At 75.3% G+C, this 21,993-nt stretch carries 20 protein-coding genes and 1 pseudogene; 4 read left to right on the plus strand and 17 right to left on the minus strand.

Annotated features, from left to right (window positions below; translation table 11 throughout):
- Nucleotides 1–51: 51 nt before the first annotated feature.
- The 4 genes from NHH00_RS01950 to NHH00_RS01965 all read right to left on the minus strand — a co-directional run bounded on the left by NHH00_RS01950 (nucleotide 52) and on the right by NHH00_RS01965 (nucleotide 4,060).
- Nucleotides 52–1,410 carry an MFS transporter gene (locus tag NHH00_RS01950; protein ID WP_253049612.1) on the minus strand — a complete coding sequence of 453 codons (1,359 nt, stop codon included), beginning with the start codon at nucleotides 1,408–1,410 and terminating at the stop codon, nucleotides 52–54.
- A 14-nt stretch (nucleotides 1,411–1,424) separates the two neighbouring features.
- Nucleotides 1,425–2,084 carry a GntR family transcriptional regulator gene (locus tag NHH00_RS01955; RefSeq protein ID WP_308202243.1) on the minus strand — a complete coding sequence of 220 codons (660 nt, stop codon included), beginning with the start codon at nucleotides 2,082–2,084 and terminating at the stop codon, nucleotides 1,425–1,427.
- A 128-nt stretch (nucleotides 2,085–2,212) separates the two neighbouring features.
- Entirely contained in the window at nucleotides 2,213–2,995 is a 783-nt protein-coding gene (locus NHH00_RS01960) for a DUF899 family protein (RefSeq protein WP_253049616.1), read from the minus strand.
- 228 nt (nucleotides 2,996–3,223) lie between these two features.
- Entirely contained in the window at nucleotides 3,224–4,060 is an 837-nt protein-coding gene (locus NHH00_RS01965; protein WP_253049619.1) for an alpha/beta fold hydrolase, read from the minus strand.
- 191 nt (nucleotides 4,061–4,251) lie between these two features.
- Here NHH00_RS01965 and NHH00_RS01970 point away from each other — a divergent pair, with 191 nt between their 5' ends.
- The 4 genes from NHH00_RS01970 (at nucleotide 4,252) to NHH00_RS01985 (ending at nucleotide 10,363) form a co-directional block, all read left to right on the plus strand.
- Complete coding sequence (locus tag NHH00_RS01970; RefSeq protein WP_253050715.1) at nucleotides 4,252–5,769, plus strand: MFS transporter; 1,518 nt, start codon at nucleotides 4,252–4,254, stop codon at nucleotides 5,767–5,769.
- Between the two features lie 198 nt (nucleotides 5,770–5,967).
- Entirely contained in the window at nucleotides 5,968–6,714 is a 747-nt protein-coding gene (locus NHH00_RS01975) for a cohesin domain-containing protein (protein ID WP_253049621.1), read from the plus strand.
- 95 nt (nucleotides 6,715–6,809) lie between these two features.
- Nucleotides 6,810–8,660 (plus strand): amidase family protein, encoded by a 1,851-nt coding sequence (locus tag NHH00_RS01980; protein ID WP_253049623.1) that lies wholly within the window; start codon nucleotides 6,810–6,812, stop codon nucleotides 8,658–8,660.
- 134 nt (nucleotides 8,661–8,794) lie between these two features.
- Nucleotides 8,795–10,363 (plus strand): GDSL-type esterase/lipase family protein, encoded by a 1,569-nt coding sequence (locus tag NHH00_RS01985; RefSeq protein WP_253049625.1) that lies wholly within the window; start codon nucleotides 8,795–8,797, stop codon nucleotides 10,361–10,363.
- 153 nt (nucleotides 10,364–10,516) lie between these two features.
- Here NHH00_RS01985 and NHH00_RS01990 read toward each other — a convergent pair whose 3' ends face one another.
- From NHH00_RS01990 to xerD, 13 genes and pseudogenes are all read right to left on the minus strand, one after another.
- Nucleotides 10,517–11,065: a hypothetical protein gene (locus tag NHH00_RS01990; RefSeq protein WP_253049627.1), complete on the minus strand. Its 549-nt coding sequence runs from the start codon at nucleotides 11,063–11,065 to the stop codon at nucleotides 10,517–10,519.
- A 120-nt stretch (nucleotides 11,066–11,185) separates the two neighbouring features.
- Entirely contained in the window at nucleotides 11,186–12,283 is a 1,098-nt protein-coding gene (locus tag NHH00_RS01995) for a hypothetical protein (RefSeq protein ID WP_253049630.1), read from the minus strand.
- Entirely contained in the window at nucleotides 12,280–13,815 is a 1,536-nt protein-coding gene (der, locus tag NHH00_RS02000) for a ribosome biogenesis GTPase Der (protein ID WP_253049632.1), read from the minus strand. Before der ends, NHH00_RS01995 begins: the two co-directional genes overlap by 4 nt.
- 83 nt (nucleotides 13,816–13,898) lie before the next feature.
- Nucleotides 13,899–14,270, minus strand: coding sequence for an iron chaperone (locus tag NHH00_RS02005; RefSeq protein ID WP_253049634.1), 372 nt, complete (start codon nucleotides 14,268–14,270; stop codon nucleotides 13,899–13,901).
- A gap of 76 nt (nucleotides 14,271–14,346) precedes the next feature.
- Nucleotides 14,347–15,255, minus strand: a complete 909-nt coding sequence (locus NHH00_RS02010; protein WP_253049636.1) for an EamA family transporter — start codon at nucleotides 15,253–15,255, stop codon at nucleotides 14,347–14,349.
- A gap of 56 nt (nucleotides 15,256–15,311) precedes the next feature.
- Nucleotides 15,312–16,016, minus strand: coding sequence for a lysophospholipid acyltransferase family protein (locus NHH00_RS02015; RefSeq protein WP_253049637.1), 705 nt, complete (start codon nucleotides 16,014–16,016; stop codon nucleotides 15,312–15,314).
- Complete coding sequence (gene cmk / locus NHH00_RS02020; protein ID WP_253049639.1) at nucleotides 16,013–16,783, minus strand: (d)CMP kinase; 771 nt, start codon at nucleotides 16,781–16,783, stop codon at nucleotides 16,013–16,015. The genes NHH00_RS02015 and cmk overlap by 4 nt, the downstream gene beginning before the upstream one ends.
- The gene (gene aroH, locus NHH00_RS02025) at nucleotides 16,780–17,142 is read right to left on the minus strand and encodes a chorismate mutase (protein ID WP_087472142.1); all 363 of its coding nucleotides are present in this window, start codon (nucleotides 17,140–17,142) and stop codon (nucleotides 16,780–16,782) included. The genes cmk and aroH overlap by 4 nt, the downstream gene beginning before the upstream one ends.
- A gap of 75 nt (nucleotides 17,143–17,217) precedes the next feature.
- The gene (locus tag NHH00_RS02030) at nucleotides 17,218–18,252 is read right to left on the minus strand and encodes a pseudouridine synthase (protein ID WP_253049641.1); all 1,035 of its coding nucleotides are present in this window, start codon (nucleotides 18,250–18,252) and stop codon (nucleotides 17,218–17,220) included.
- A 164-nt stretch (nucleotides 18,253–18,416) separates the two neighbouring features.
- A pseudogene (scpB, locus tag NHH00_RS02035) lies at nucleotides 18,417–19,025 on the minus strand (SMC-Scp complex subunit ScpB); the annotation flags it as partial.
- Nucleotides 19,022–19,933 (minus strand): segregation and condensation protein A, encoded by a 912-nt coding sequence (locus NHH00_RS02040; RefSeq protein ID WP_253049646.1) that lies wholly within the window; start codon nucleotides 19,931–19,933, stop codon nucleotides 19,022–19,024. The pseudogene scpB and the gene NHH00_RS02040, both read right to left, overlap by 4 nt.
- Nucleotides 19,917–20,780: a ParA family protein gene (locus NHH00_RS02045; protein ID WP_253050717.1), complete on the minus strand. Its 864-nt coding sequence runs from the start codon at nucleotides 20,778–20,780 to the stop codon at nucleotides 19,917–19,919. The genes NHH00_RS02040 and NHH00_RS02045 overlap by 17 nt, the downstream gene beginning before the upstream one ends.
- Before the next feature lie 235 nt (nucleotides 20,781–21,015).
- Nucleotides 21,016–21,969 (minus strand): site-specific tyrosine recombinase XerD, encoded by a 954-nt coding sequence (xerD, locus tag NHH00_RS02050; RefSeq protein ID WP_253049648.1) that lies wholly within the window; start codon nucleotides 21,967–21,969, stop codon nucleotides 21,016–21,018.
- Nucleotides 21,970–21,993: the final 24 nt, after the last annotated feature.

Genomic DNA, 21,993 nt, shown 5'->3' on the forward strand with positions numbered 1-21,993 from the left:
GTCCAGCGCGACACTTACACACCGACCGGACCCCGTGAAGCCTCGGATACTCTACCCCATCCGCGACGCCGCCAGCGCACCGTTTGCCCCGGTCGGGGCTGTGCGGTCGGTCTCGTCGGCAGCACCCGGGGTGCCGTCCCGCTCCCCCGTCGGCGGGTGGGCGCGCCACGCGCTGGCGACGATCGCCAGGCAGACGGCGGCGATGACCAGTCCGCCGAGGAACATCTGCGTGTACGTCCACCGCACGGACAGCGCCGCGAGCGCCACGGGCACGCAGAACCCGACGTAGGTGATCGAGTAGTAGACCGCCGTGAGGCCGGCGAGGTCGTCGGGTGTCGCGATGCGCTGGACCTCGCTGAGCCCGGCGACGAGCGCGAGCCCGTACCCGGCGCCGAGCACGGCGGCGGCGACGAGCGCCGTCGGGAGGTCGAGCCGGGCCGCGGCGTAGGCGCCGAAGCCCATGCCGACGACGACGATCGACATCGCGACGACGGACGCCCGCGCGCTGCGGCGGGTGTCGATGAGGCGCCCGAGCACCTGGATCCCGACGCCGCAGCCGAGGCCGAGCACGGTCATGAGGCCGGAGAACGCGATGGGCGCGCTCCCGGCGCTCGCGGACACGAGCCCGGGCAGCACGGCGTAGGCGCTGCCCGCGCACCCGAACACCCAGGGCGCCACGGGCACGACGACGCGCAGGAACCGCCGGTGCGCGACGGCCGGTACGCGCAGGTCGTCCTGCAGCCGGCCGCGGGACGCACCGTCGGGCGCTGCCCGCGTCTCCGGCACGCCGAGCACCCACACCCCGGCGCCGACGGCGAGCACGGCGTGCAGCAGGTAGGCCGTGTGCGTGGGCCAGGGCGCCCACTGGGCGAGCACCGCCGCGACGCCGGCGCCGACGAGGAACCCCAGCGTGAGGGCGAGGCCGGCGCGCCGGGCTCCGGAGCCGCCGTCGGGCACCCCGGACGCGACCGCCGCCGCGTCGGTGAGCTCCTTGACCCACGTCGTCCCGACGGCCATGACGAGCCCGAGCGCGACGCCGCAGAGCACGCGGCCGGTGGCGAGCAGCGCCGCGGACGACTCCCCCGCAGCGAGCACGAGCGACCCGACGAGCGCGATCGGCGCCGCGGGCAGCAGCAGGGGCCGGCGCCCGTACCGGTCGGACAGAGGTCCGCCGAGCAGGAGCGCCGGGATGATGCCCAGCACGTAGGCGGCGAGCAGCGCGTCGACCGTCACGGCCGAGAAGTGCCCCACCTCCCGGTACATGACGAGCAGCGGCGTGAACTCGTTGCCGCCCCAGGCGACGGCGAACATGACGGCGGCGACCGCCACCCAGGCCCGCGGCCCGACGGCGGTCCCCGCCCCGCGCCCGGACGGGGCGGTCTCGTTCTCGGTCCCCTCAAACCCAGGCACGGAGGTCGCTGCGCTCACAGACCGGCCCTCGCGTCCTCGAGGTGGCGCTGGATGCGGCGCTTGTAAGTGCGGGTGTCGCGCACCTCGAGCGCGTCGACGAGGGCGCGGTGCCCGGCGACGAAGGTCGCGGCGCGGCGCGGGTCCCACCGGACGCTGTGCGCGACCATGCGCTGCTGGCGCTCGCGCAGGCTCACGGAGAACGTCGTGAGGAGCGCGTTGCCGCCCGCGGCGACGATCTCCTGGTGGAAGCGCGCGTCGAGCGTCGCGTACTCGGCGACGTCGCCGTCGGCGACCGCCGCCTCCTGCGCGGTGACGAGGTCGCGCAGCAGCGCGACGAGCGTGGCGAGCTCGGTGTCGGGGAGCCGGACGACGTTCTGCGCCGCGTGCGTCTCGACGAGCAGGCGCGCGTCGAGGACGTCGTCCGCCTCCCCGGGCGCGACCGGGACGACGAGCGCGCCCCGCTTCGGGTAGAGGCGCAGCAGCCCCTCGGTCTCCAGCCGCAGGAACGCCTCGCGCACGGGCGTGCGGCTCACGCCGAGCTGCTCGGCGATCTCGCCCTCGCTCGTCATGGACCCGCCGGGCAGGCTCCCGTCGAGGACGAGGGACTTCACGTGCCGATAGGCCTGCTCGGTAGCAGAACCGCTGGTCGTTCGAGGCATAGATACATGATGCATCTATCTGGTGCGCGACATCGACCGGAGTCGCACCGCACGCCCGTGGCGCTCGCCACACCCGCGCACCAACCTTCACGTGATGCTTCAGGACGAGGGATCCGGCGCCGCCGAGCACGCCCTTGCGCGCCTCAGTGGTGGTGCCCGCTCCGGCCGAGCGTGGCCTCCGGCGTCGCACCGGGACGGGTCCACTGGGGCACGGGGCGCGTGGTCGGGCCCCAGCCCGCGACGCCGTCGGCGTCCGCGCGCCAGTACCAGCACGCGCCCTCGCCCTCGGGCCAGCCGTCGGGGGTGTCCTCCCACGACTCCCTGCGCCCGTAGGGCGTCATGTCGAGGAGAGCGAAGTGCGGGCTGGTCGGCTCGTTGCCGCGACCCGTCGTGCGGTACGTGAGGAACACGCGGTCGCCGTCGCGCAGGAAGCAGCTCACGTAGCCCATCTCGCCGCCGACCGGCTCGTCCAGCCCGCGCACCGAGTACCACGGCTGCGTGTAGCCCATGAACTCGACGTACGGCTCGACCTCCTCCCAGCGGCCGACGGTGAGGATCGCGAACGAGACGCCGCGCGCGTTGAGGTAGACGGCGTCCCGCAGGGCCCACGCCGTCCACGTGCACCCCTCGCACTGTCCCTGGTGCGGGGCGCCGTCGTGCCACATGTGCTGGTAGACCACGAGCTCGTCGCGTCCCTGGAACAGGTCGACGAACGGGACCGCCCCGTCCGGGCCGACGACCTCCACCGCGCCGTCGATCTCCACCATGGGGAGCCGCCGGCGTGCCGCCGCGATGGCGTCGCCCTCACGGGTGTGCGCCTTCTCCCGGACCAGGAGCTCGTCCCGGGCGGTCTGCCAGGTGGCGAGGTCGACGACGGGTGGTCGGCCGGGCAGGGAGACGGTGGGGCCGCTGGTCGTGGTCGTCATGGTGTCCTCCACGGATGTCGGTGCCGGTCGGCGCAGGCCGCCCGACGAGGTCACCCGCAACGACCCGACGGGCGACCGGAACTCATCGGCCCGTGCCGGCTCGCTCGACCTTCCGGTCCTCGACACCGCTCCCTCGGTCGACGACCACCGCCCGCGCGGTTCGTCCGCGCCGGGCGCGCGCCTGCGCACAGATGGTCGCCACGTCCGCAGCAACTCGAGACGCTCCCGTCAGACCACGGGGCCGGAGCCCTGAGCGATCTGGAGCACGCGGGAGACGCCCGGCTGGTCGGGGTCGTCGGTGATCTCACGGCCGTCGAGCCAGCTCTCGACGACGTGGGCGAGCTCGCCGGGGTGGCTGAAGTTCATGGCGTGGGCGGCGCCGTCGATCGCCACGATCGTCACGTGCGGGGGCGCGAGGGTGCCGACCTCGTGCACGCGCCGGGGCGGCGGCATGAGCGGGTCGCGCGTGCCGATCACCGCGAGGGTGGGGACCGGGACGCGGATCACGCGTTCGAGCGACGGGAACCGGACGAGCTCGGAGAACAGGTGCAGCGCGTTGACGGCACCGAAGCGCGCGTAGTCGGGCACGGCGATGCGCGCCATCCGCGGGCTCTCCCGGCCGGCGTCCCGGGCGAGCTGGGTGAGCGCGCGGGCGAACGGCTGGTTGTGGACGCCGCCGGCGGGCGAGGCGAGGACGATCCCCGCGACGCGCTCCGGTGCGGAGTGCGCGACCTCCAGGCTGATCGGGCCGCCCATGGAGTTGCCGACGAGGATCACCCGCTCGAGCTCGAGCGCGTCGAGCAGCGAGAGCAGCGCCCACGCGAGCGACGGGATCCCGAGGGTGTGACCCCAGCGCTCGCTGCGCCCGTAGCCGGGCAGGTCCGGCACGACGGCGGTCGCCCGGTGCGCGAGGCGCTCCGCGGTCGGGAGCAGGTACGTGCCGGAGACCGCGAACCCGTGCACGTGCACGATCGGGACGGCGCCCGGCACGTCCGGGCCGATCCGCACGAACACGTCGTGCCCCTCCACCTCGACGTGGCGCGAGCGCCACCCGTCAGCAGCCATAGGCCGATGGTGGCAGAGCGGACGCCGCAGCGCCCGGGCAGCGGGAGCACCCGCGGCGGGTGAGGCGGGCGCACGGCGCGGCCGGTGAGCATGGACGGCGGACGGGGGTCGACGTGGAGCAGAGCACCGAGAACACCGCCGGCCGGCCGACCGCGGCCGCCCGGCGTCTCGCGCTGCTCCTCGCCGCGGCGATGTTCGTCCTGGTCGTCGACACGTCGTTCATGAACGTGTCGATCTCGGCCGTGGTCCGCGACCTGGACACGACCGTGAGCGGGGTGCAGACGGCGATCGCGCTCGAGGCGCTCGTCTCCGCGTCGTTCATCCTCGTGGGCAGCAAGGTCGGCGACCTCGTCGGGCGCCGCCGCGCGTACGTCGTCGGGCTGCTCGCGTACGGGGCGGGCGCCGTCGCGATGACCATGGCCCAGAGCCTCGTGGCCGTCGTGGTCTTCTGGTCGGTCGTCGGCGGCCTGGGCGCCGCGCTGCTGCTCCCGGCCATGCAGTCGCTCGTGCACGGGAACTTCGACGGCGCCGCGCGCAAGTCCGCCTACGCGCTCGTGGGGGCCGCGGCGTCGATCGCGGCGGCCGTCGGGCCGCTGCTGGGCGGCGTCATCACGACGACCCTGTCGTGGCGCGTGGCCTTCGGTCTCGAGGCCGCGGTCATCGTGGTGGTGCTCCTGGGGGTGCGGCTCGTGCGCGACGTCCCGTACACCGGCGACCGCACGGTCGACGTCGTGGGGACCGTCCTGTCGGTCGTCGGGATGGGCGGCATCGTCCTCGGCGTCCTCGTCTGGCAGGAGGGCGGCGAGGCGGTCGGGGCGTTCGTGGTCGTCGGTGCCGCGGGCCTCGTGGGGCTGGCGGCCTGGCTCGTGCGGCGCGCGCGGGCGGGGCGGACGACGCTCGTCGACCCGGGCCTGTTTCGCTCCCCCGCGTTCCGCGTCGGCGTCTCCCAGCAGCTCTTGCAACAGGTCGCGCTCGGTGGCGCGATGATCGCGCTGCCGATCTTCCTCCAGATGGCGCTCGGCTACGACGCGCTCCTGGCGGGCCTCTCGCTCGCCCCGCTGTCGCTGACGATGTTCGCCGCCGCGCTCGTCGCGGGCAAGCGTCCCGGCCGACGCCGCCCGGCCACGCGCGTGCTCGCCGGGTTCGCGCTGCTCGTCCTCGGGATCGCGGCGGCCGTCCTCGTGGTGCCGCGCGCGACGTCGGGCTGGTGGCTGGCGCTGCCCCTCGTCGTCGCGGGCGCCGGGCTCGGGCTGCTCGTGTCGCAGCTCAACGCGTACACGCTCTCCCCCGTCCCCGAGGAGCGCGCGAGCGAGGCCGCGGGCGTCAGCTCGGCGGCGGGGTCGTTCGGGCTCTCGCTCGGCCTCGCCGTCGCCGGTGCGGTGATGCTCGCGTCGCTCGCCGCCGGGTTCACGGCACAGGCCGAGTCGAGCACCGTCCTGCCCCCGGACGACAAGCAGCAGGTCGCGACGGTGCTCGAGGACGACGCCGAGATCATGAGCGACGCCCAGCTCGTCGAGCTGCTCGCCGACGAGCCGCCCGAGGTGCAGGACGAGATCCTGCGCATCAACGACGACGTCCGAGCCCGCGCGCTCCAGGTCGCGCTCCTCGTGCCGCTCGTCGCGGGACTGCTCGGCGTGGTCGCCGCGCTGCGCATGCGACGGATCCCCGATCCCGAGGTGCGCGAGGACGCGCCCCCGGCCCTCGGCTGACGCCCGACGACCGGCACCGCAGGTCGGCTCGCTCGGCACGGTCCGTGACCGGACCGAGACTCCCTTCGTCGCTCGCGCTAACCGCCGCGAAACTCCCGGGAAACAGCGACTTGTGAGCATCGGTCCCGGCAGGGGGCTCCACCACCACCGCGGTCGTGCGCGCAGTCCGGCGCGCGCCGAGGAAGGACCAGCTCCCCCATGACCCACTTCCCTTCGCGCCGACGGCTCGGCCGGCGCGCCGCGCTCGTCGGCGGCCTGGCGGTCGCCGCGACCGCTCTCACCGCCCCGGCTCACGCCGCGCCGTCGGTCTCCGACGCGACCCTCGACGCACCGTCGAGCGTCGAGGTCGGCGCCCCGATCACGGTGACCGTCGCTGCGGCCGGTGCCGTCGACCTCTACGCCTACGACCTGGCGGTCTCCTACGACCCGGATCTCGTCGAGCTCGTCGAGGACTCCGTGGTCACGCCCGACGGCGGGTTCTCCGACGTCGCCGACGACGCGGCCGGGACCGTCTCCGTCACGCACACGCGGCTCGGCACGTCCCCCGGACTCGCGGGCGACGTCACGCTCGCGACGCTCACGTTCACCGCCGTGGCCGACGGCGACGCCCCGTTCGCCGTCCCCACGGCCACCCTCGTCGGCGCCGACGCCACGACGGCGTCGCTGACGGACGCCGCGGCCGCCTCGACGACCGTCACGGCCGTCGTGACGACACCGCCCACGGACGACCCGACGGACGGCACGACCTCTCCGTCTCCGACCGGTGACGGCTCGGCCGCTCCCGGGGCCGACGGCGCGTCCGACTCGCCGTCGACCTCGGCCGGATCGGGCTCGCTCGCCTCGACGGGCGCGAGCGTCGCGTGGTTCGTGGGGGCGGCCCTGCTCGCCGTCGCGGCGGGCGTCGGGATCCTCTGGGCACGCCGTCGGGCGGTGGCCTCGCGATGACTCTCGAGACGACCCCCGACCTGACGAGCACCCGTCCGACCGCCGCGCCCGGCGCGCCCGCGCCCCGGGTCCGTCACACCTCGAAGGAGCAGCCCGTGCCCACCATCCACCGACGCGCCGCGGCGGGCGGGCTCGCCGCGCTCACGGCGACAGGGCTCGTGCTCGCCGTCGCCACGGCTCCCGTCGCGACCGCGGCTCCCGCCGCGACCCCGCTCCTCGCCCCGTACTGGACGGAGCTCGACCTCACGGGCGACGACCAGGTCACCTCGGACGACCTCGCCGTCGTCGCCGCGGCGCTCGGCGCGACGACCGACGACGCCGCGTGGGCCGACGTCGCGACGGCCGACACGGACCGCGACGGCACGATCACCGTCGCGGACCTCGCCGCCGTGTCCCAGCGGATGATCTACGACGACGGGCCGTTCGAGCTCGTCGAGGCCTCGGTGCTCGACATGCAGGCCGCGATGAACGCAGGGGTCACGTCGTCCGTCGCGATCACCCAGGAGTACCTGGACCGCATCGCGGCCTACGACACGACGCTCGTCGACACGGGCGCGGGCGGGCGGCCCCTGCACTCGATCGTCACGACGAGCGACGTGGCGCTCGAGGCCGCCGCGCGCGCGGACGCGGCCCGCGCCGCGGACGGCATGACGAGCCTGCTGCTCGGCGTGCCCGTCGCGCTCAAGGACAACTACGACACGAAGGACATGCCGACGACGGGCGGCTGCGGCTGCTGGGACGGCAACCGGACCGCGACCGACGCGACGATGGTCGACGGGCTGCGCGCCGACGGGGCCGTCGTCCTGGCCAAGGCGAGCCTCGACGAGTTCGCGTTCGGCTTCGTGTCCGAGTTCTCCTCGTACCAGGACGCGGGGACGAGCACGCTCGTCGCGAGCCCGTACGTCACGAGCCGCACGGCCGGCGGGTCGAGCGGCGGCACGGGCGCGGCGATCGCCGCCAACCTCGCCGGGCTCGGGTTCGGCACGGACACGGGTGGCTCGATCCGAGTGCCGTCGTCGTACAACCAGCTCGTGGGCGTGCGGCCGACGGTCGGGCTCGCGAGCCGCGACGGCATCATCCCGCTCGCACTGAGCCAGGACACGGGCGGCCCCATGGCACGCAGCGTCCTGGACGCGGCCGTCGCGCTCGACGCGGTCGTGGGCGTCGACCCGGCGGACCCCGTGACGTCGCGCCAGGAGGGAGCGGTCCCCGCCTCGTACACGCAGTACCTGGACGCGGACGCGCTCGACGGCGCCCGCATCGGGTACGTGCCGTCCATGCTGGGGAGCAACGCCACGACCCTGCGCCTCTGGGCGCAGACGCGGGCCACGCTGGAGTCGCTCGGCGCCACCGTCGTCGAGGTGACGCCGCCCCCGACCTGGTCGCCGGTCCTCCCGAACGGGTTCGCGAGCGTGCTCAGCGAGGGCTCGGGCTCGACGAACGAGTTCAAGCACGACCTGGACGAGTACGTCGCGCACCACCTCTCGACCGACGTCACGGCGCGGTCGCTGGCGGGCATCGTCGAGTCCGGGCGGTACGTCCCGTCGCGGCGCAGCACCTACGTGTCGCGCGACGCCGTCACCCCGGAGACGTACCAGGCGTGGGCCGGACCCGCGGGCACGCACACGAAGGTCCTCGCCGAGGGCAAGCAGCTCGTCACCGCGATGCTCGACGACGCCGACCTCGACGCGCTCGTCTACCCCAGCGCGAACCCGTACGGGACCATCGGCACCAACCTGCGGCTCAGCCCCAACACGGGCCTCCCCGCCGTGACGGTGCCGATCGGACAGGCGACCGAGGCCGACGCGACCGTCACGGGCGGAGGCGTCAATCTCGAGCTCCTGGGCCGCGACTTCGAGGAGGGCCCGCTCCTCGGCCTGGCGTTCGCGCTCGAGCAGGCGACGCACGCGCGCACGTCGCCGGCGCTCTACGGCCCGCTCGACTGAGCCCGGGTACTGCGCTCCTGCCGGACGGCGGCCGGTCCCTCGCGGGTCCGGCCGCCGCCCTCGCGTCGGACCGGTCGAAGGGTGCTAGGTTCCTCCTGACACCGCTATCAACCTCAACGCCGAGGGACGCCCGGATGCCACTCGTACACACCCCAGCCACCCGCACCGCGCGTTCTCTGCGGCGCAGGCTGCGCACGCTGCTCGCCGCCCTGACCACCGTCGGGCTCCTCCTGACCGGCCTCGGGACGGCGTCCGCCACCGACGCGCCCGCGCCCGACGCCGCGGGCTGGTTCACGAGCTGGGCCCAGTCCCAGCAGCGCGTCTCCACCAAGAACTTCGCGAACCAGTCGATGCGGATGGTCACCCGCCTGAGCCAGGGCGGGGACGCCGTGCGGATCCGGCTGCAGAACCAGTTCGGGGTCGGGCCGGTCGTCATCGACCAGACGTCGCTCGCCCTGAGCGCCGGCGGACCGGCGATCGTCGCGGGCACCGACCGCGTGCTCACCTTCGGCGGGGCCGAGAGCGTCACGATCCCCGTGGGCGGAGAGGTCTGGAGCGACCCGACGAGCATCGCCACCGACGACCTCGACGAGGTCGCCGTGACCTTCTACCTCGCCCGGCCGACCGTGACGAGCCTGCACGACCGCGCGGGCCGCAACAACTACGGGGCGCCGACCGGGTCGGGGAACCTCAACGCCGAGGTCTCCGGCGCGTCGTTCACCGAGAACCTGCCGTGGACCTACTTCGTCAGCGCGGTCGACGTGTACGACGCGGACGTCGCGGGCACGATCGTCGCCTACGGGAGCTCCGTCGTCGACGGCGTGGGCAGCGAGAACTGCGGGCCGGGCTGCGACGCGTTCGGCCAGGACCGACGTTGGACCGACGACCTCGCGCGGCGCGTCGCGGCCGAGCTGCCGCCGTCGCGGCAGGTCGCGATCGTCAACGAGGGGATCAGCGGCACGACCTCCTCGCCCGCGTGCGGGGGCGGCGGGAACGACGGCGTCTCGCGCCTCGAGCGCGACGTGCTCGCCCTGCACGGGGTGACCGGCGTGATCTTCTACTACGGCACCAACGACCTGGCGAACGGCTGCACGGACGCGACGATCCTGGCCAGCTACGAGCAGATCTTCGAACGGCTGCGCGCCGAGGGCATCAAGGTCTTCGTCACCCCCATCACCCCGCGCCCCGGGTACACCGCGCTGCAGAACCAGTACCGCCGCGCCGTCAACGACGTCGTGCGGGCGGGCGGCGACTGCAGCGGCACGTGCGACGGCGTCCTCGACTTCGACGCGGTCCTGCGGGACCCGGCGAACCCCGACTCGATCTACCCGCCCTACGACACCGGGGACGGCGTCCACGCCAACGTCGCCGGGCAGCAGGCCATCGCCGACTCGGTCCCGCTCGACCTCCTCGTCGGCGACCGGCCGTCGGTCGCGACGGACGTGCGCCTGCGCTGCCTCGCCGGCACCCCGTACGTCGCGGTCCGCGTCGCCAACACGGACGACGTCGCGCTCGACGTCGACGTGGAGACCGCCTACGGGTCGAGGTCGTTCACCGGCGTCGCGCCCGGGTCGAGCGCGTACCAGTCGTTCGCCGTGCGGACCGCACCGGGCGGCGGCGTCGTGACGGTCACCGCGCGCACGGCGGGAGGTGGCGGCGCCGAGCGGGTCGAGCAGGTCGAGCACGCCGCGCCGGCCTGCTGACGGACGCGCGAGGCGCCGAGCCGGGCGGGCGTCGAGCGCGTCGTCGTGCACAGCAGCGAGCGTGCCGTCCGCGCCGACGACCGGGCGGGCATCACGTCCGACGCGAGCGCTTGCGCCACCGGCGACTGCGCCCGGTCGACGCTCCTCGTGACGTCAGGGGCGCGTGACGTCGAGGAGGGCGTCGATCGACCCGGCCTCCTCGACGAGCCCCGACCACCCGACCCGCGAGGCGGTCTGCGCCTCCGCGTCCGTGAGCAGCCGCAGCGTGCGGATGTGGCCGACCACGTTCCCCGCGGCGTCGATCACGTCGTCCAGCGCGGCTCCCCACCGCGAACCCGTGGCCATGATGGCGGAGATCTGCGTCCCGGTCAGGAACGGGTCCCGGTTGCGCCACGGCGTCTCGAACGGCGGCGTGCGGCGGTTGACCGCGATGTCGTCGCACACGATCCGCAGGGCGACGAGCGCGGCGCCCTCCTGACCCTCGGGCACCTCGACCGCCAGCTCGACGGGAGGCCCGGCGTCGACCGGCAGCCGGGAGACGCCCGCGGTGAGGAGCGTGATCGGCCCGTCCGTCGGCTGCTTGGCCACGACCATGACGGAGCCGCCGATGCGCTCGTCGAGCAGGGCCGGCGGCACGCCGAACGCGTCGAAGACGTGGTTCGGGAAGGCGTCGTGGCTCCGAGCGAGCGGGAGGTCGGTCATGGGCACCGATCCTCGGGGCGGCGGGCCGCAGGCTCGCCGCCCGACGCCCCCGAGATGGCGACGTACGGCGCTCGACTCCGGGCCCGAGCGGTCGCGCGTCGCCATCTCGGCGGCACGCCGCTATCTCGGGGCAGCACGTCCGGTCCTCGGGGTGGTCCGGGACCGGGCCCGACGGTCGTCGTCGCCGCCCAGAGCGGCGCCGAGAGCGGACAGCACCAGCAGGTCGACGGCCAGGCCCGCGACGCCGACCCACTGGAGCGCGCGGAACACGAGGAGCTGGGTGAGCAGCAGCGACACGAGCACGCCACGGCGGACCCAGACCGCGCCCGCGCGGTGGTCCTCCGGACTCCCGCCGCGGGCCACGACGACGCCCGCCACGACGCACGCGACCGTCCCCGCGACCCCGACGACGATCCCCGCGCCCACCCACGTCGGCACGTCGATCCCGCCGGTGAGCACGCGGACGCCGGCGAACAGCGACCCGAGCGCGGTGCCCAGCACGAGGACCACGACCACGGCGGCCGCCCAGGGCCGCCCCAGGGCCGCTGCGAACCACGCGGACGCACGGCGGACGAGCGCGCGCACGGGGTCGGGGACGTCGACGTCGTCGCGCGGCACGGCCTCGACGAGCGCGGACACCTCCGCCGCGGCGGGCTCGCCCCGGCCCCGCGCCGCGAGCGCCCGCGCCTCCTCCCGCGCGTCGTCGGTGAACCCGCCCGCGACGCCCGCGACCGCGCGATCGGTCGCGACGGCCAGGTACTCCGCCGGATGATGGCGGCGCCGCCCGTGCAGCGCCTCGACCACGAGCACGAGGACCACGACGGTCGCATAGATCAGCGCCGCCGTCGGCTGGTAGAAGTAGTCGTTGTCCGCGGTGACGAACTTGCCGATCTCGTCGACGAACAGCCCGAACCCGACGCCGCCGACGACCGCACCGAGCGAGCGCAGCGCGGGCCCGACGAACGACAGCAGCACGACGACCGCGAGCGCCATCCCGAGCCCGCCCCAGAGCACGTGCGCGACGTGCAGGTCTCCCCCGCCGACCTGCGGGTACCCGGAGGCGGCGAGCAGGAAGCGCGTGACGAGCACGGTCGCGACGGTCACGACGAGGAACGTCACGAGGTGGCGCGTGGCGGCGGTGTCGCGCGCGACGCCGAGGCGCAGCGCACGCCCCCGCCGGGTGACCCCCGCGGGGACGCGTGCGGCGCCGTCGCTCACCGCTTGCGCTTCTCCCGCACGCGGACGCTGATCTCGATGGGCGTGCCCTCGAACCCGAACGTCTCGCGCAGGCGGCGCTCGATGAAGCGCCGGTACCCGGCCTCGAGGAAGCCGGTCGCGAAGATGACGAAGCGCGGCGGGCGCGTGGATGCCTGGGTCGCGAAGAGGATGCGGGGCTGCTTGCCGCCGCGCAGCGGGTGCGGGTGGGCCGCGACGAGCTCGCCGAGGAACGCGTTGAGGCGCCCGGTCGGGATGCGCGTGTCCCACGAGTCGAGCGAGCGCTGGATCGCGGGGACGAGCCGGTCGGTGTGCCAGCCGGTGCGCGCGGAGACGTTGACGCGCGGCGCCCACTGCACCTGGACCAGGTCCTTCTCGATCTCGCGCTCGAGGAAGGGACGACGGTCCTCGTCCATGAGGTCCCACTTGTTGTACGCGATGACGAGGGCGCGCCCGGCGTCGACGACCTGCGAGATGACGCGCGTGTCCTGCTCGGTGAGCGGGACGGACGCGTCCACCAGCACGACGGCGAGCTCCGCCTTCTCGATCGCGGCCTGCGTGCGCAGCGACGCGTAGAAGTCGGCCCCCTTCGTCTGGTGCACGCGGCGGCGGATGCCCGCGGTGTCGACGACGACGTACGGGACGTCCTTGATCGTCACGAGCTCGTCGACGGGGTCGCGGGTCGTCCCCGCGGTCTCGTCGACGACGACGCGGTCGGCGCCGGCGATCTTGTTGAGCAACGACGACTTGCCGACGTTCGGCCGCCCGACGAGCGCGACGCGGCGCGGCCCGGTCGGACGCACCTCGCCGTGGGCGGACTCGGTCGGCAGCGCGGCCATCGCGGCGTCGAGCAGATCCCCGGTCCCGCGCCCGTGGAGGGCGGACACGGGGTAGGGCTCGCCGAGGCCGAGGCTCCAGAGGTAGGCCGCGTCCGCCTCGCCCGACTGTCCGTCGACCTTGTTGGCGCACAGCACGACCGGCTTGCCGGACTCGCGCAGCAGGCGGACCACGCGCTCGTCGGTCGCGGTGGCGCCGACCGTGGCGTCCACGACGAACAGCACGGCGTCGGCGAGCGAGATCGCGACCTCCGCCTGCTCGGCGACCTTGGACTCGATGCCCGCGACGTCGACCTCCCACCCGCCGGTGTCGACGAGCGAGAAGCGCCGCCCCGCCCACTCGGCGGGGTAGCTGACGCGGTCTCGCGTGACGCCGGGCTTGTCCTCGACGACGGCCTCGCGGCGCCCGATGATGCGGTTGACGAGCGTCGACTTGCCGACGTTCGGCCGGCCGACCACGGCGAGCACGGGCAGCGGCGCCTCGGGCTCGTAGCCCTCGATCACCTCGCCGTCGGCGTCCAGGAGGACGAGGTCGGTGTCCTCGAGCTCGTAGTCCTCGAGGCCGGCGCGCAGCGCGCGCTCGCGCGCCGCGTCGTCCGCCGAGTCCGCGAGGTCCGCGGGCGCCAGGGGCTCCTCGGCCTGCCCGGCGGCGTCGATCTGTCCGGGCGTGCCGGGCTGGGCGGGGTCGGGTGTGGTCATGGCATCCATTCTCCCAGGCCGCGGGCCGGGCTCCGAACCGCCCGCCCCGGCGCGGCGCGCGCGTCCTCTCCGAACGGCCCGCGTCAGCCCGCGGCGCCGTCGCGGCGCGCGGCCAGGCGCTCGACGACGGCCCGCACGACGTCGTCGGGCACGGGCTCCGCGAGCGGGAACCGCAGCGTGCCCTTGCCGTCCTGGTAGCGCACGATGCGGCGCGCGAGCGCGTCGTCGACCTCCGGGACGGGGTACAGCGAGACGTGGTGCGCCCACCCCGCGAGGTAGACGACGTAGCGGTCGTCGAGCGTGAACGTCGGGATGCCGTAGCTGATGCGCTCCCCGAGGCCGGGCACGGTGTCGTGCACGACGGCGCGCAGGTGGGCGACGACGTCCCGCGCCGGCGGTGCCAGCGTCGCGAGGTACTCGTCCACGGTCGTGGGCTTGCCCGGAGCGTCGGTCATCCGCACTCCCCCTCCGTGTGCTGGCTCGCGTCCGCGGCCTCGCGGCGGCGCGCCGCACGACCGGCTACGCGCGAACCTACCGCGCGGCGGGCGACCCCGCGAGGCGCACGAGCACCACGCCCGCGACGACGAGGACTCCGCCCGCCGCCTGCACGAGCGTCGGCACCTCGCCGAGGAGCAGCCACGCGATGACGACGGCGAACATCACCTCGGACAGCCCGACGAACGACGCGAGGCGCTCCCCCATGCGCACGGTCGCGGCCACGCCGGAGACGTAGGCGAACGCCGTCGCCACGAGGACGACGACCACGAGCGGCACGTACCAGGGGGTCGACGCGCCGAGGAGCGCGACGTCGACGAACGGCGCGGCGAAGGGCAGCACGCCGACGAGGCCGGCGGCGCCGAGTGCGAGCGCCCCGACGCCCAGCCCCGACGCGGCGAGCGCGACGGCCGGCAGCCGGGTGGGACGCGCGGAGAGGACGAAGTAGGCGCCGAGGCCCACGGCCGCGCCGAGGGCGAAGAGGACCCCGACGAGGTCGGGGCGCGCACCCGCGGGGTCGACGACGAGCACGAGCCCGGCGACCGCGACGACGCAGCCCGCGAGCGTGAGCCGCGGCGGGACGTGCCGCGTGCGCAGCCACGCGAGGCCCACGAGCAGCACGGGTGCGAGGTACTCGACGAGCAGCGCGATGCCGACCGGCATGCGCGCGACGGCCGCGAAGTAGCAGAGCTGCGTGCCGGCGACCGCGACGAGGCCGAACCCGAGGACGAGGCGCCACTCCTCGCGCAGCAGCCGGTGGCTGCCCCGCAGCGCGACCGCCGCGACCGGGGAGAGGACGAGCGCCGAGCACAGCGCCCGCGCGAAGACGGCCGCGCCCGGCGTCCACCCGGCCTCGAGCAGCGGCTTGACGAACGGGCCGCTCGCGCCGAACGCGAGCGCGGACCCGAGGCCGACGAGGATGCCCGTGCCCGGCCGATCGCCCACGACGTGCGCCGTCGTAGGTCCCGCCGGCCCGTCGAGGCGCCCCTGCGGCGACGCGGTCACGGCATCGCCCGCCGCTCCCGGTTCGGGTCGTCCGTGGGCAGCGCCACGCCGGTGCGGGCGACGGTGTCCGCGACGAGGTCCGCGAGGGCGGTGCGGATGCGCTCGTTCGCGTCCTCGAGCGCCTGCTTGCCGCTCACGCCGGGCGCCCGCTCGACGGCGAACGGCTCGCCGAACCGGACGACGAGGCGGCGACGCAGGCCCGGGATCCGGTTGACGCCCTCGCCCGTGCGGCGCGTGCCGAGCACGGCGACGGGGACGACGCGCGCGCCCCCGTTGAGCGCGAGCCACGCGACGCCCGCACGCGCGGACGTCGCGTCGCCGCGCCCACGGTTGCCCTCCGGGAACACGCCGACGGCCCCGCCCCGGCGCAGCACGCCCAGCCCGGTCGCCAGCGCGCGCCGGCCGCCGCTGCGGTCGACGGGGATCTGGCCCGCGGCCCGCAGGACCCACCCCACCGGACCGACGAACATCTCCTCCTTCACGAGCACGTGCAGCGGGCGCGGCGCGACCCCCAGCACGATCGGCCCGTCGACCACCCCCGTGTGGTTCGCCGCGAGCACGACCGGTCCCTCGGTCGGCACGTTCTCCGTCCCGAGGACCCGGGTCGACCAGACCACGCGGGCGAGGAAGCGACCGACCCAGCGCGACCAGGCCGGCCCCGCGGGCGAGGGCACCCGCACGCCGGGCGAGCCCGCGCTCACGAGCCCTGGCGCGGGCCGACCACCCGCCCGGTGACCTGCTCGACGACGGCGAGCACGGCGTCGATCGTCTGCTCCAGGTCCAGCTCCGACGAGTCGACCGTCACGACCCCGTCGGCCGCGACCTGGAACTGCGAGACGGTCGCGTCGTCCCGGTCCCGACGCAGCACCTGGTCCTTGGTCGCCTCGACCGCGGCGGCGTCCGCCGTCCCGTGCACGTCGAGGGAGCGGCGCGCCAGGCGCGCCTCCTCGCTCGCGGTGAGCAGGACGCGCGCGTCCGCGTCGGGCGCGACGACCGTCGTGATGTCCCGGCCCTCGGCCACGACCCCGCGCCCCCCGGCGAACCCGGACGGCGTGCGCTCGACCTCGATCACCGCGCGCTGCAGGCGCCGCAGCTCCGCGCGGACGTCGAGGTTGGTCGCCACCGCGCTCACGGCCGTCGAGATCTCCGTGGAGCGGATGGCCTCGCCCACGTCGGTCCCGTCGACGTGCACCGTCGGCCCGGCCGGGTCCAGCCCCATGACGAGCGGCATGACGCGCACCGCGTGCGCGACCGCCGCCTGGTCGGCGAGGTCCTCGCCCCGGTGCAGGCACCACCAGGTCGCGGCGCGGTACATCGCGCCGGTGTCGAGGTACGCGAGCCCGAGCCGGCGCGCGACGCCCTTGGACACGCTCGACTTGCCCGACCCGGAGGGCCCGTCGACGGCGATCGTCAGCGCGGCGCCCCCGGTGCCCCCGATGCCCGAGGCGCCCCCCTTCCCCCCGCTCACTGGGCCAGGTCCTTGCGCAGCGACGTGGCGCCGTGCAGGTACACGTGCTGGACGGCGGACCGCTCGACGTCGAGGTCGGCGTGCGCCATGAGCCGCACGACGCGCGGCAGCGCGCCCGGCACGGCGATCTCCGTCGCGCACATGAGGGGCACGTCGCCGAGCCCCATCTCGCGCGCCGCGGCGGCCGGGAAGTCGGCGACGAGGTCGGGCGTGCAGGTGAAGAGGATGGAGATCAGCGCGTCGGTGTCGACGGCGTTCGCGTCGAGCACCTCCTGGACGAGCTCGCGCGTGCGCTCGAAGAGGTGCTCGCGCTCGTCCACGTCGAGCTGGGTCGCGCCCCGGATCGCCCGGACCGGCATGGGTGGTGCTCCTTCTCGCGGGACGGCCCGCCTCACGGCGGTCCGTCGGGTGGTCGTACGGGCGTGGTCCGGGCGCTAGAGCCCGACGCCCGCCATGAGGCTGCCGAGCTCGGTGCGGCCGAGGACACGCGTCGTCCCCGGGCGCAGGTTGCCGAGCGCGACGGGTCCGATGCGCGTGCGCACGAGGCGCGTCACTGGGAAGCCGACCTCCTCGAACATGCGCCGCACGACGCGGTTGCGCCCCGAGTGCAGCACGACCTCGATCATCGTCTGGTCCGCGACCTGGTCGACGACGCGGTACGCATCCGCGCGCACGACGCCGTCCTCGAGCTCGATGCCGTGCAGGAACTTGTTGGCGACGTTGCCCGGCACCTTGCCGCGCACCGTGACGAGGTACGTCTTGGCGACCTCGTGCGAGGGGTGGGCGAGGTGGTTCGCGAGCTCGCCGTCGTTCGTCAGCAGGAGCAGGCCCTCGCTGTCGGCGTCGAGCCGCCCGACGTGGAAGAGCCGCTCGGGACGGTCCGCGACGAGCTCCGCGATCGAGGGTCGGCCCTCCGGGTCGTGCATGGTCGACACGACGCCGCGCGGCTTGTTGAGGGCGAGCGTCACGCGCGACGAGTCGAGCTGGAGCCGCATCCCGTCCACGTGCACGACGGCACGCGCCGGGTCGATCCGCACGCCCAGCTCGGTGACGCGGACGCCGTCGACCTCCACCCGCCCCTGGGAGATGAGCTCCTCGCACGCGCGGCGCGAGCCGAGCCCCGCCGAGGCGAGCACCTTCTGCAGGCGCACGCCGTCCTCGACGTGCACGTCCCGCTGCGGCGCCGCGGGCCGCTGCCCACGGCGCGGCCGCCCGGGCTGCTGCCGCCCGGGCTGCTGCCCCCCGCGCGACGGCGCCGCGCCGCGACCCGCGCCCTGGCCACCGCGGCGGGCGCTCGCGCCACGGCCCGTGGACGTGCCCGCCGACCCGGAGCCCGCCCCTCGCGGGGCACCGCCCGAGCGTCCGGCGTCGCCGCGTCGCGGGCCGCCCCGGCGCGCGTCGCCCTCCCCGTCGCGCGGAGCGCGTCCGCGCCCCCCGTCACCGGGCTGGCGCCCGTCCTTCGAGCTCATGCGTGTCCTTCGTCCGTCGTGTCCTGCGCGGCGTCGAGCGCCACGTCGTGCAGCGTCGGGGCCGACGCCGGTGCGTCGTCCCCGTCGTCAGCCGCGCCGTCGGAGAGGCCCGACGAGGACGCGACCGCGCCCGCCCGCGCGCTGCCACGCAGGTCGGCGAGCCCGTCCAGGCCCTCGAGGTCGTCCATGTCCGGCAGGTGCGGCGCGAGCGGGGGCAGCTCGTCGAGCGACGTGAAGCCCATGCGCTCGAGGAAGTAGCCCGTGGTGCCGAACAGGCCGGCGCCGGTGTGCGGGTCCTGGCCGACCTCGGCCACGAGCCCGCGCGCCACGAGAGTGCGCACCACGCCGTCCACGTTGACCCCTCGCACCGCCGACACCTGGCCGCGGCTGACCGGTTGACGGTACGCGATCACGGCCAGAGTCTCCAACGCCGCCTGCGTGAGCCGCGCCGTCTGGCCGCCCTGCACGAACCGGCCCACGACCTCCGCGTGCGCGGGCGCGGAGTACACGCGCCAGCCGCCGCCCGCCTCGCGCAGCTCGAACCCGCGCGGCCGGGCGCCGTCGTCGCCGCGGTACTCGGCGGCGAGGTCGTGCAGCGCGCTCAGCACCTCGTCGACGGGGACCGCGAGCGCCGCGGCGAGCTCGACGACCGGGATCGGCTCGTCCGCGACCATGAGCACGGCCTCCAGGGCGGCGGGCAGGCCACCCGGGAGGTCGTGCACGGCGGGCGCGAGGACCTCGTCGAGAGCGGGGGCGCCGTCGGGCTGCGTCACGCGGGGACCTCCTGGTCGGTGGGTGCGGGGGCGCCGACCGGCTCGGGGTCGTCCCCCTCGTCGAACTCGCTGCCCACGTCGGCGAGGGCAGGCTCCGGAGCGTCGTCGCCCGACCACCGCACGGTGAGCTCGCCGAGCGGCGTCACCTGGTCGAACGCGACGAGCGCCTGGCGGAACAGCTCGAGCAGCGCGAGGAAGCGGGCCACCACGACCGCCGTCTCCCCCGCGTCCGCGACCAGGGCCCGGAACGTCGTCGTGCCGTGGCTGCGCACGCGGTCCACGACGATGCCCGCCTGCTCGCGCACGCTCACCGCGGGTGCGTGCAGGTGGTCGAGCGAGACGCCGGGCGGCGGCGCCTTGGGCGCGAGCGCGCGGGCCGCGAGCGCGGCGAGCTGCTCGGGCCCCATGGTCCACACGAGCTCGGGCAGGAGCGCGGCGAGGTGCGGCTCGAGCTGCACGACGCGCGGGAACCGCCGACCCGCGCTCTCGAACCGCTCCGCGAGGACGCCCGAGACGTCCTTGTACGCGCGGTACTGCAGGAGCCGGGCGAACAGGAGGTCGCGCGCCTCGAGGAGGGCGAGGTCCTCGTCGTCCTCGACGCTGCCCGTGGGCAGGAGGCGCGCGGCCTTGAGGTCGAGCAGCGTCGCGGCGACGACGAGGAACTCGCTCGCGGTCCCGAGGTCCCACCCGGGGTGGTCCTCGCCGGCGGCGCGCGCGGCGGCGGCCGCGCGCTCGGCGTCGCGGATGTAGGCGATGAAGTCGTCCGTCACGCGCGCGAGCGCGACCTCGGTGATGTCGAGCTTGTGCTTGGTGATGAGCGACAGCAGCAGGTCGAACGGGCCGCTGAAGTTGTCGAGGCGGACCTCGAACCCTCGACGCGCCGGCTCGGTCTCAGGCGGCGTCGCCACGGGCGACCAGCTCCCGGGCGAGCTGCCGGTACGCGACGGCGCCGGGGTGGGTCGGCGCGTAGACGGTGATGGGCTCGGCCGCGACGGACGCGTCGGGGAACTTCACCGTGCGTCCGATGACGGTCTGGAGCAGCTTGTCGCCGAACGCCTCGTGCACGCGCGCCACGACCTCGCGCGAGTGCAGCGTGCGCGAGTCGAACATCGTCGCGAGGATCCCGTCGATCTCGAGACGCGGGTTCAGGCGGTCGCGCACCTTCTCGATCGTCTCGACGAGCAGCGCCACGCCGCGCAGCGCGAAGAACTCGCACTCGAGCGGGATGAGGACGCCGTGCGCGGCGGTGAGCGCGTTGACCGTGAGCAGGCCGAGCGAGGGCTGGCAGTCCACGAGGATGACGTCGTAGTCGTCGACGACGGGCCGCAGCACGCGCGACAGGACGGACTCGCGCGCCACCTCGCCGACGAGCTGGACCTCGGCGGCGGACAGGTCGATGTTCGCGGGCAGGAGGTCGAGGTTCTCGACGTCCGTCGGGACGAGCACGTCGTGGATGTCCGCGCCCCGCTCCATGAGCAGGTTGTAGACCGTGCGGTCGAGCTCGTGCGGGTTGACGCCGAGCCCGACGGACGCCGCCCCCTGCGGGTCGAAGTCGACGAGCAGGACCTTGCGTCCGTACTCGGCGAGCGTCGCACCGAGGTTGATGGTCGTCGTCGTCTTGCCGACGCCGCCCTTCTGGTTGCACATCGCGATGATGCGTCCGGGGCCGTGCGCCGCGAGCGGCGCGGGGACCGGGAACTCGGGCAGGGGCCGGCCGACCACGTCGGTGGGCGCCTCGGCGGAGTCGTGGCTCACGCCGTTCGTGGCGTGGTCGACGACGGGTGCGTCGTCGCGCTCGGCGGAGGTCACGGGGGCGGCCGGACGGACGGCGTCGCCGTGCGAGCTCTGCGCGCCGCGCGTCTCGGGCTGGGTCTCGGCCTGGCTGCTCACGTCCGCCACGGTATCGCAGGACCTCGCCGCCGCTCGTGCGCACGCGCCCGCGCGCCGCGTTCCCGGCGACGGGCCTCCGGACGACGGGCGAGCGCCCCGGTCAGCCGAGCGCGCGGGGGTGCGCGGCGGCGTACACCTCGCGCAGCGTGTCCGGGGTGACGAGCGTGTAGATCTGGGTCGTCGTCACCGACGCGTGCCCGAGGAGCTCCTGGACGACGCGCACGTCGGCGCCACCCGCGAGCAGATGGGTCGCGAACGAGTGCCGCAGCGTGTGCGGCGAGATCCGCTCCGGGTGGTCGATCCCCGCGCGCTCGGCCGCGGTGCGCAGCACGGCCCACGCGCTCTGCCGCGACAGGCGCGCGCCGCGCGTGTTGAGGAAGACGGCGGGTGTCCCCCGGCCCTGCGCGGCCAGCCCCGCACGCCCGCGCACCAGGTACGCGTCGAGCGCACGCCGCGCGAACGAGCCGACGGGGACCACGCGCTCCTTGCCGCCCTTCCCGAGCAGGCGGACCGCACCGGTCCCGAGGTCGAGGTCGTCGACGTCGAGGCTCACGGCCTCGGAGATGCGTGCGCCGGTCGAGTAGACGAGCTCGAGCAGCGCGCGGTCGCGCAGGGGCCCGGGGCCGTCGCCGACGCCCGCGGCGTCGAGGATGCGCGCGACCTCGTCGGTCGAGATCGCCTTGGGCAGCCGCTTCCCCTGCGCGGGCGGGCGCACGTCGGCGGACGCGTCCGCGTCCGCCAGGCCCTCCGCCGCGCAGAAGCGGTGCCAGCCCCGCACGGCGGCCACGGACCGCGCCGTGGACGACGGCGAGAGGCTCGCCCCGCCGTCGGCCCCGGTGCGCAGCGCGGTGACGTACGCGGCGACGTCGTCCGCCTCGACCTCACGGACGGCGTGGTTGCCCCGGGAGGCGAGGAACGCGACGTAGCGCGCGAGGTCGCGCCGGTAGGCGGCGACGGTGTTCGCGGACAGGCCCCGCTCGACGGCGAGGTGCGCGAGGTACTCGCGCGCGGCACGGTCCAGCGCCTCGGGCACGTGCGCCTCGCCGGAGCCCATCGTCCTACCGTCCTCCCGGCACGG

It is taken from the genome of Cellulosimicrobium cellulans, from assembly GCF_024124905.1.
Taxonomy (GTDB): Bacteria; Actinomycetota; Actinomycetes; order Actinomycetales; family Cellulomonadaceae; genus Cellulosimicrobium; species Cellulosimicrobium cellulans_G.

Bases quoted from the DNA above. Each gene is read 5' to 3' on its own strand.
- NHH00_RS01975 (WP_253049621.1), top strand. From the start codon at position 5,968: ATGACCCACTTCCCTTCGCGCCGACGGCTCGGCCGGCGCGCCGCGCTC.
- NHH00_RS01965 (WP_253049619.1), bottom strand. From the start codon at position 4,060: ATGGCTGCTGACGGGTGGCGCTCGCGCCACGTCGAGGTGGAGGGGCAC.
- NHH00_RS01955 (WP_308202243.1), bottom strand. From the start codon at position 2,084: ATGCATCATGTATCTATGCCTCGAACGACCAGCGGTTCTGCTACCGAG.
- NHH00_RS01990 (WP_253049627.1), bottom strand. From the start codon at position 11,065: ATGACCGACCTCCCGCTCGCTCGGAGCCACGACGCCTTCCCGAACCAC.
- der (WP_253049632.1), bottom strand. From the start codon at position 13,815: ATGACCACACCCGACCCCGCCCAGCCCGGCACGCCCGGACAGATCGAC.
- NHH00_RS01985 (WP_253049625.1), top strand. From the start codon at position 8,795: ATGCCACTCGTACACACCCCAGCCACCCGCACCGCGCGTTCTCTGCGG.
- aroH (WP_087472142.1), bottom strand. From the start codon at position 17,142: ATGCCGGTCCGGGCGATCCGGGGCGCGACCCAGCTCGACGTGGACGAG.
- NHH00_RS01960 (WP_253049616.1), bottom strand. From the start codon at position 2,995: ATGACGACCACGACCAGCGGCCCCACCGTCTCCCTGCCCGGCCGACCA.
- NHH00_RS02030 (WP_253049641.1), bottom strand. From the start codon at position 18,252: ATGAGCTCGAAGGACGGGCGCCAGCCCGGTGACGGGGGGCGCGGACGC.
- NHH00_RS02005 (WP_253049634.1), bottom strand. From the start codon at position 14,270: ATGACCGACGCTCCGGGCAAGCCCACGACCGTGGACGAGTACCTCGCG.
- xerD (WP_253049648.1), bottom strand. From the start codon at position 21,969: ATGGGCTCCGGCGAGGCGCACGTGCCCGAGGCGCTGGACCGTGCCGCG.
- NHH00_RS01970 (WP_253050715.1), top strand. From the start codon at position 4,252: ATGTTCGTCCTGGTCGTCGACACGTCGTTCATGAACGTGTCGATCTCG.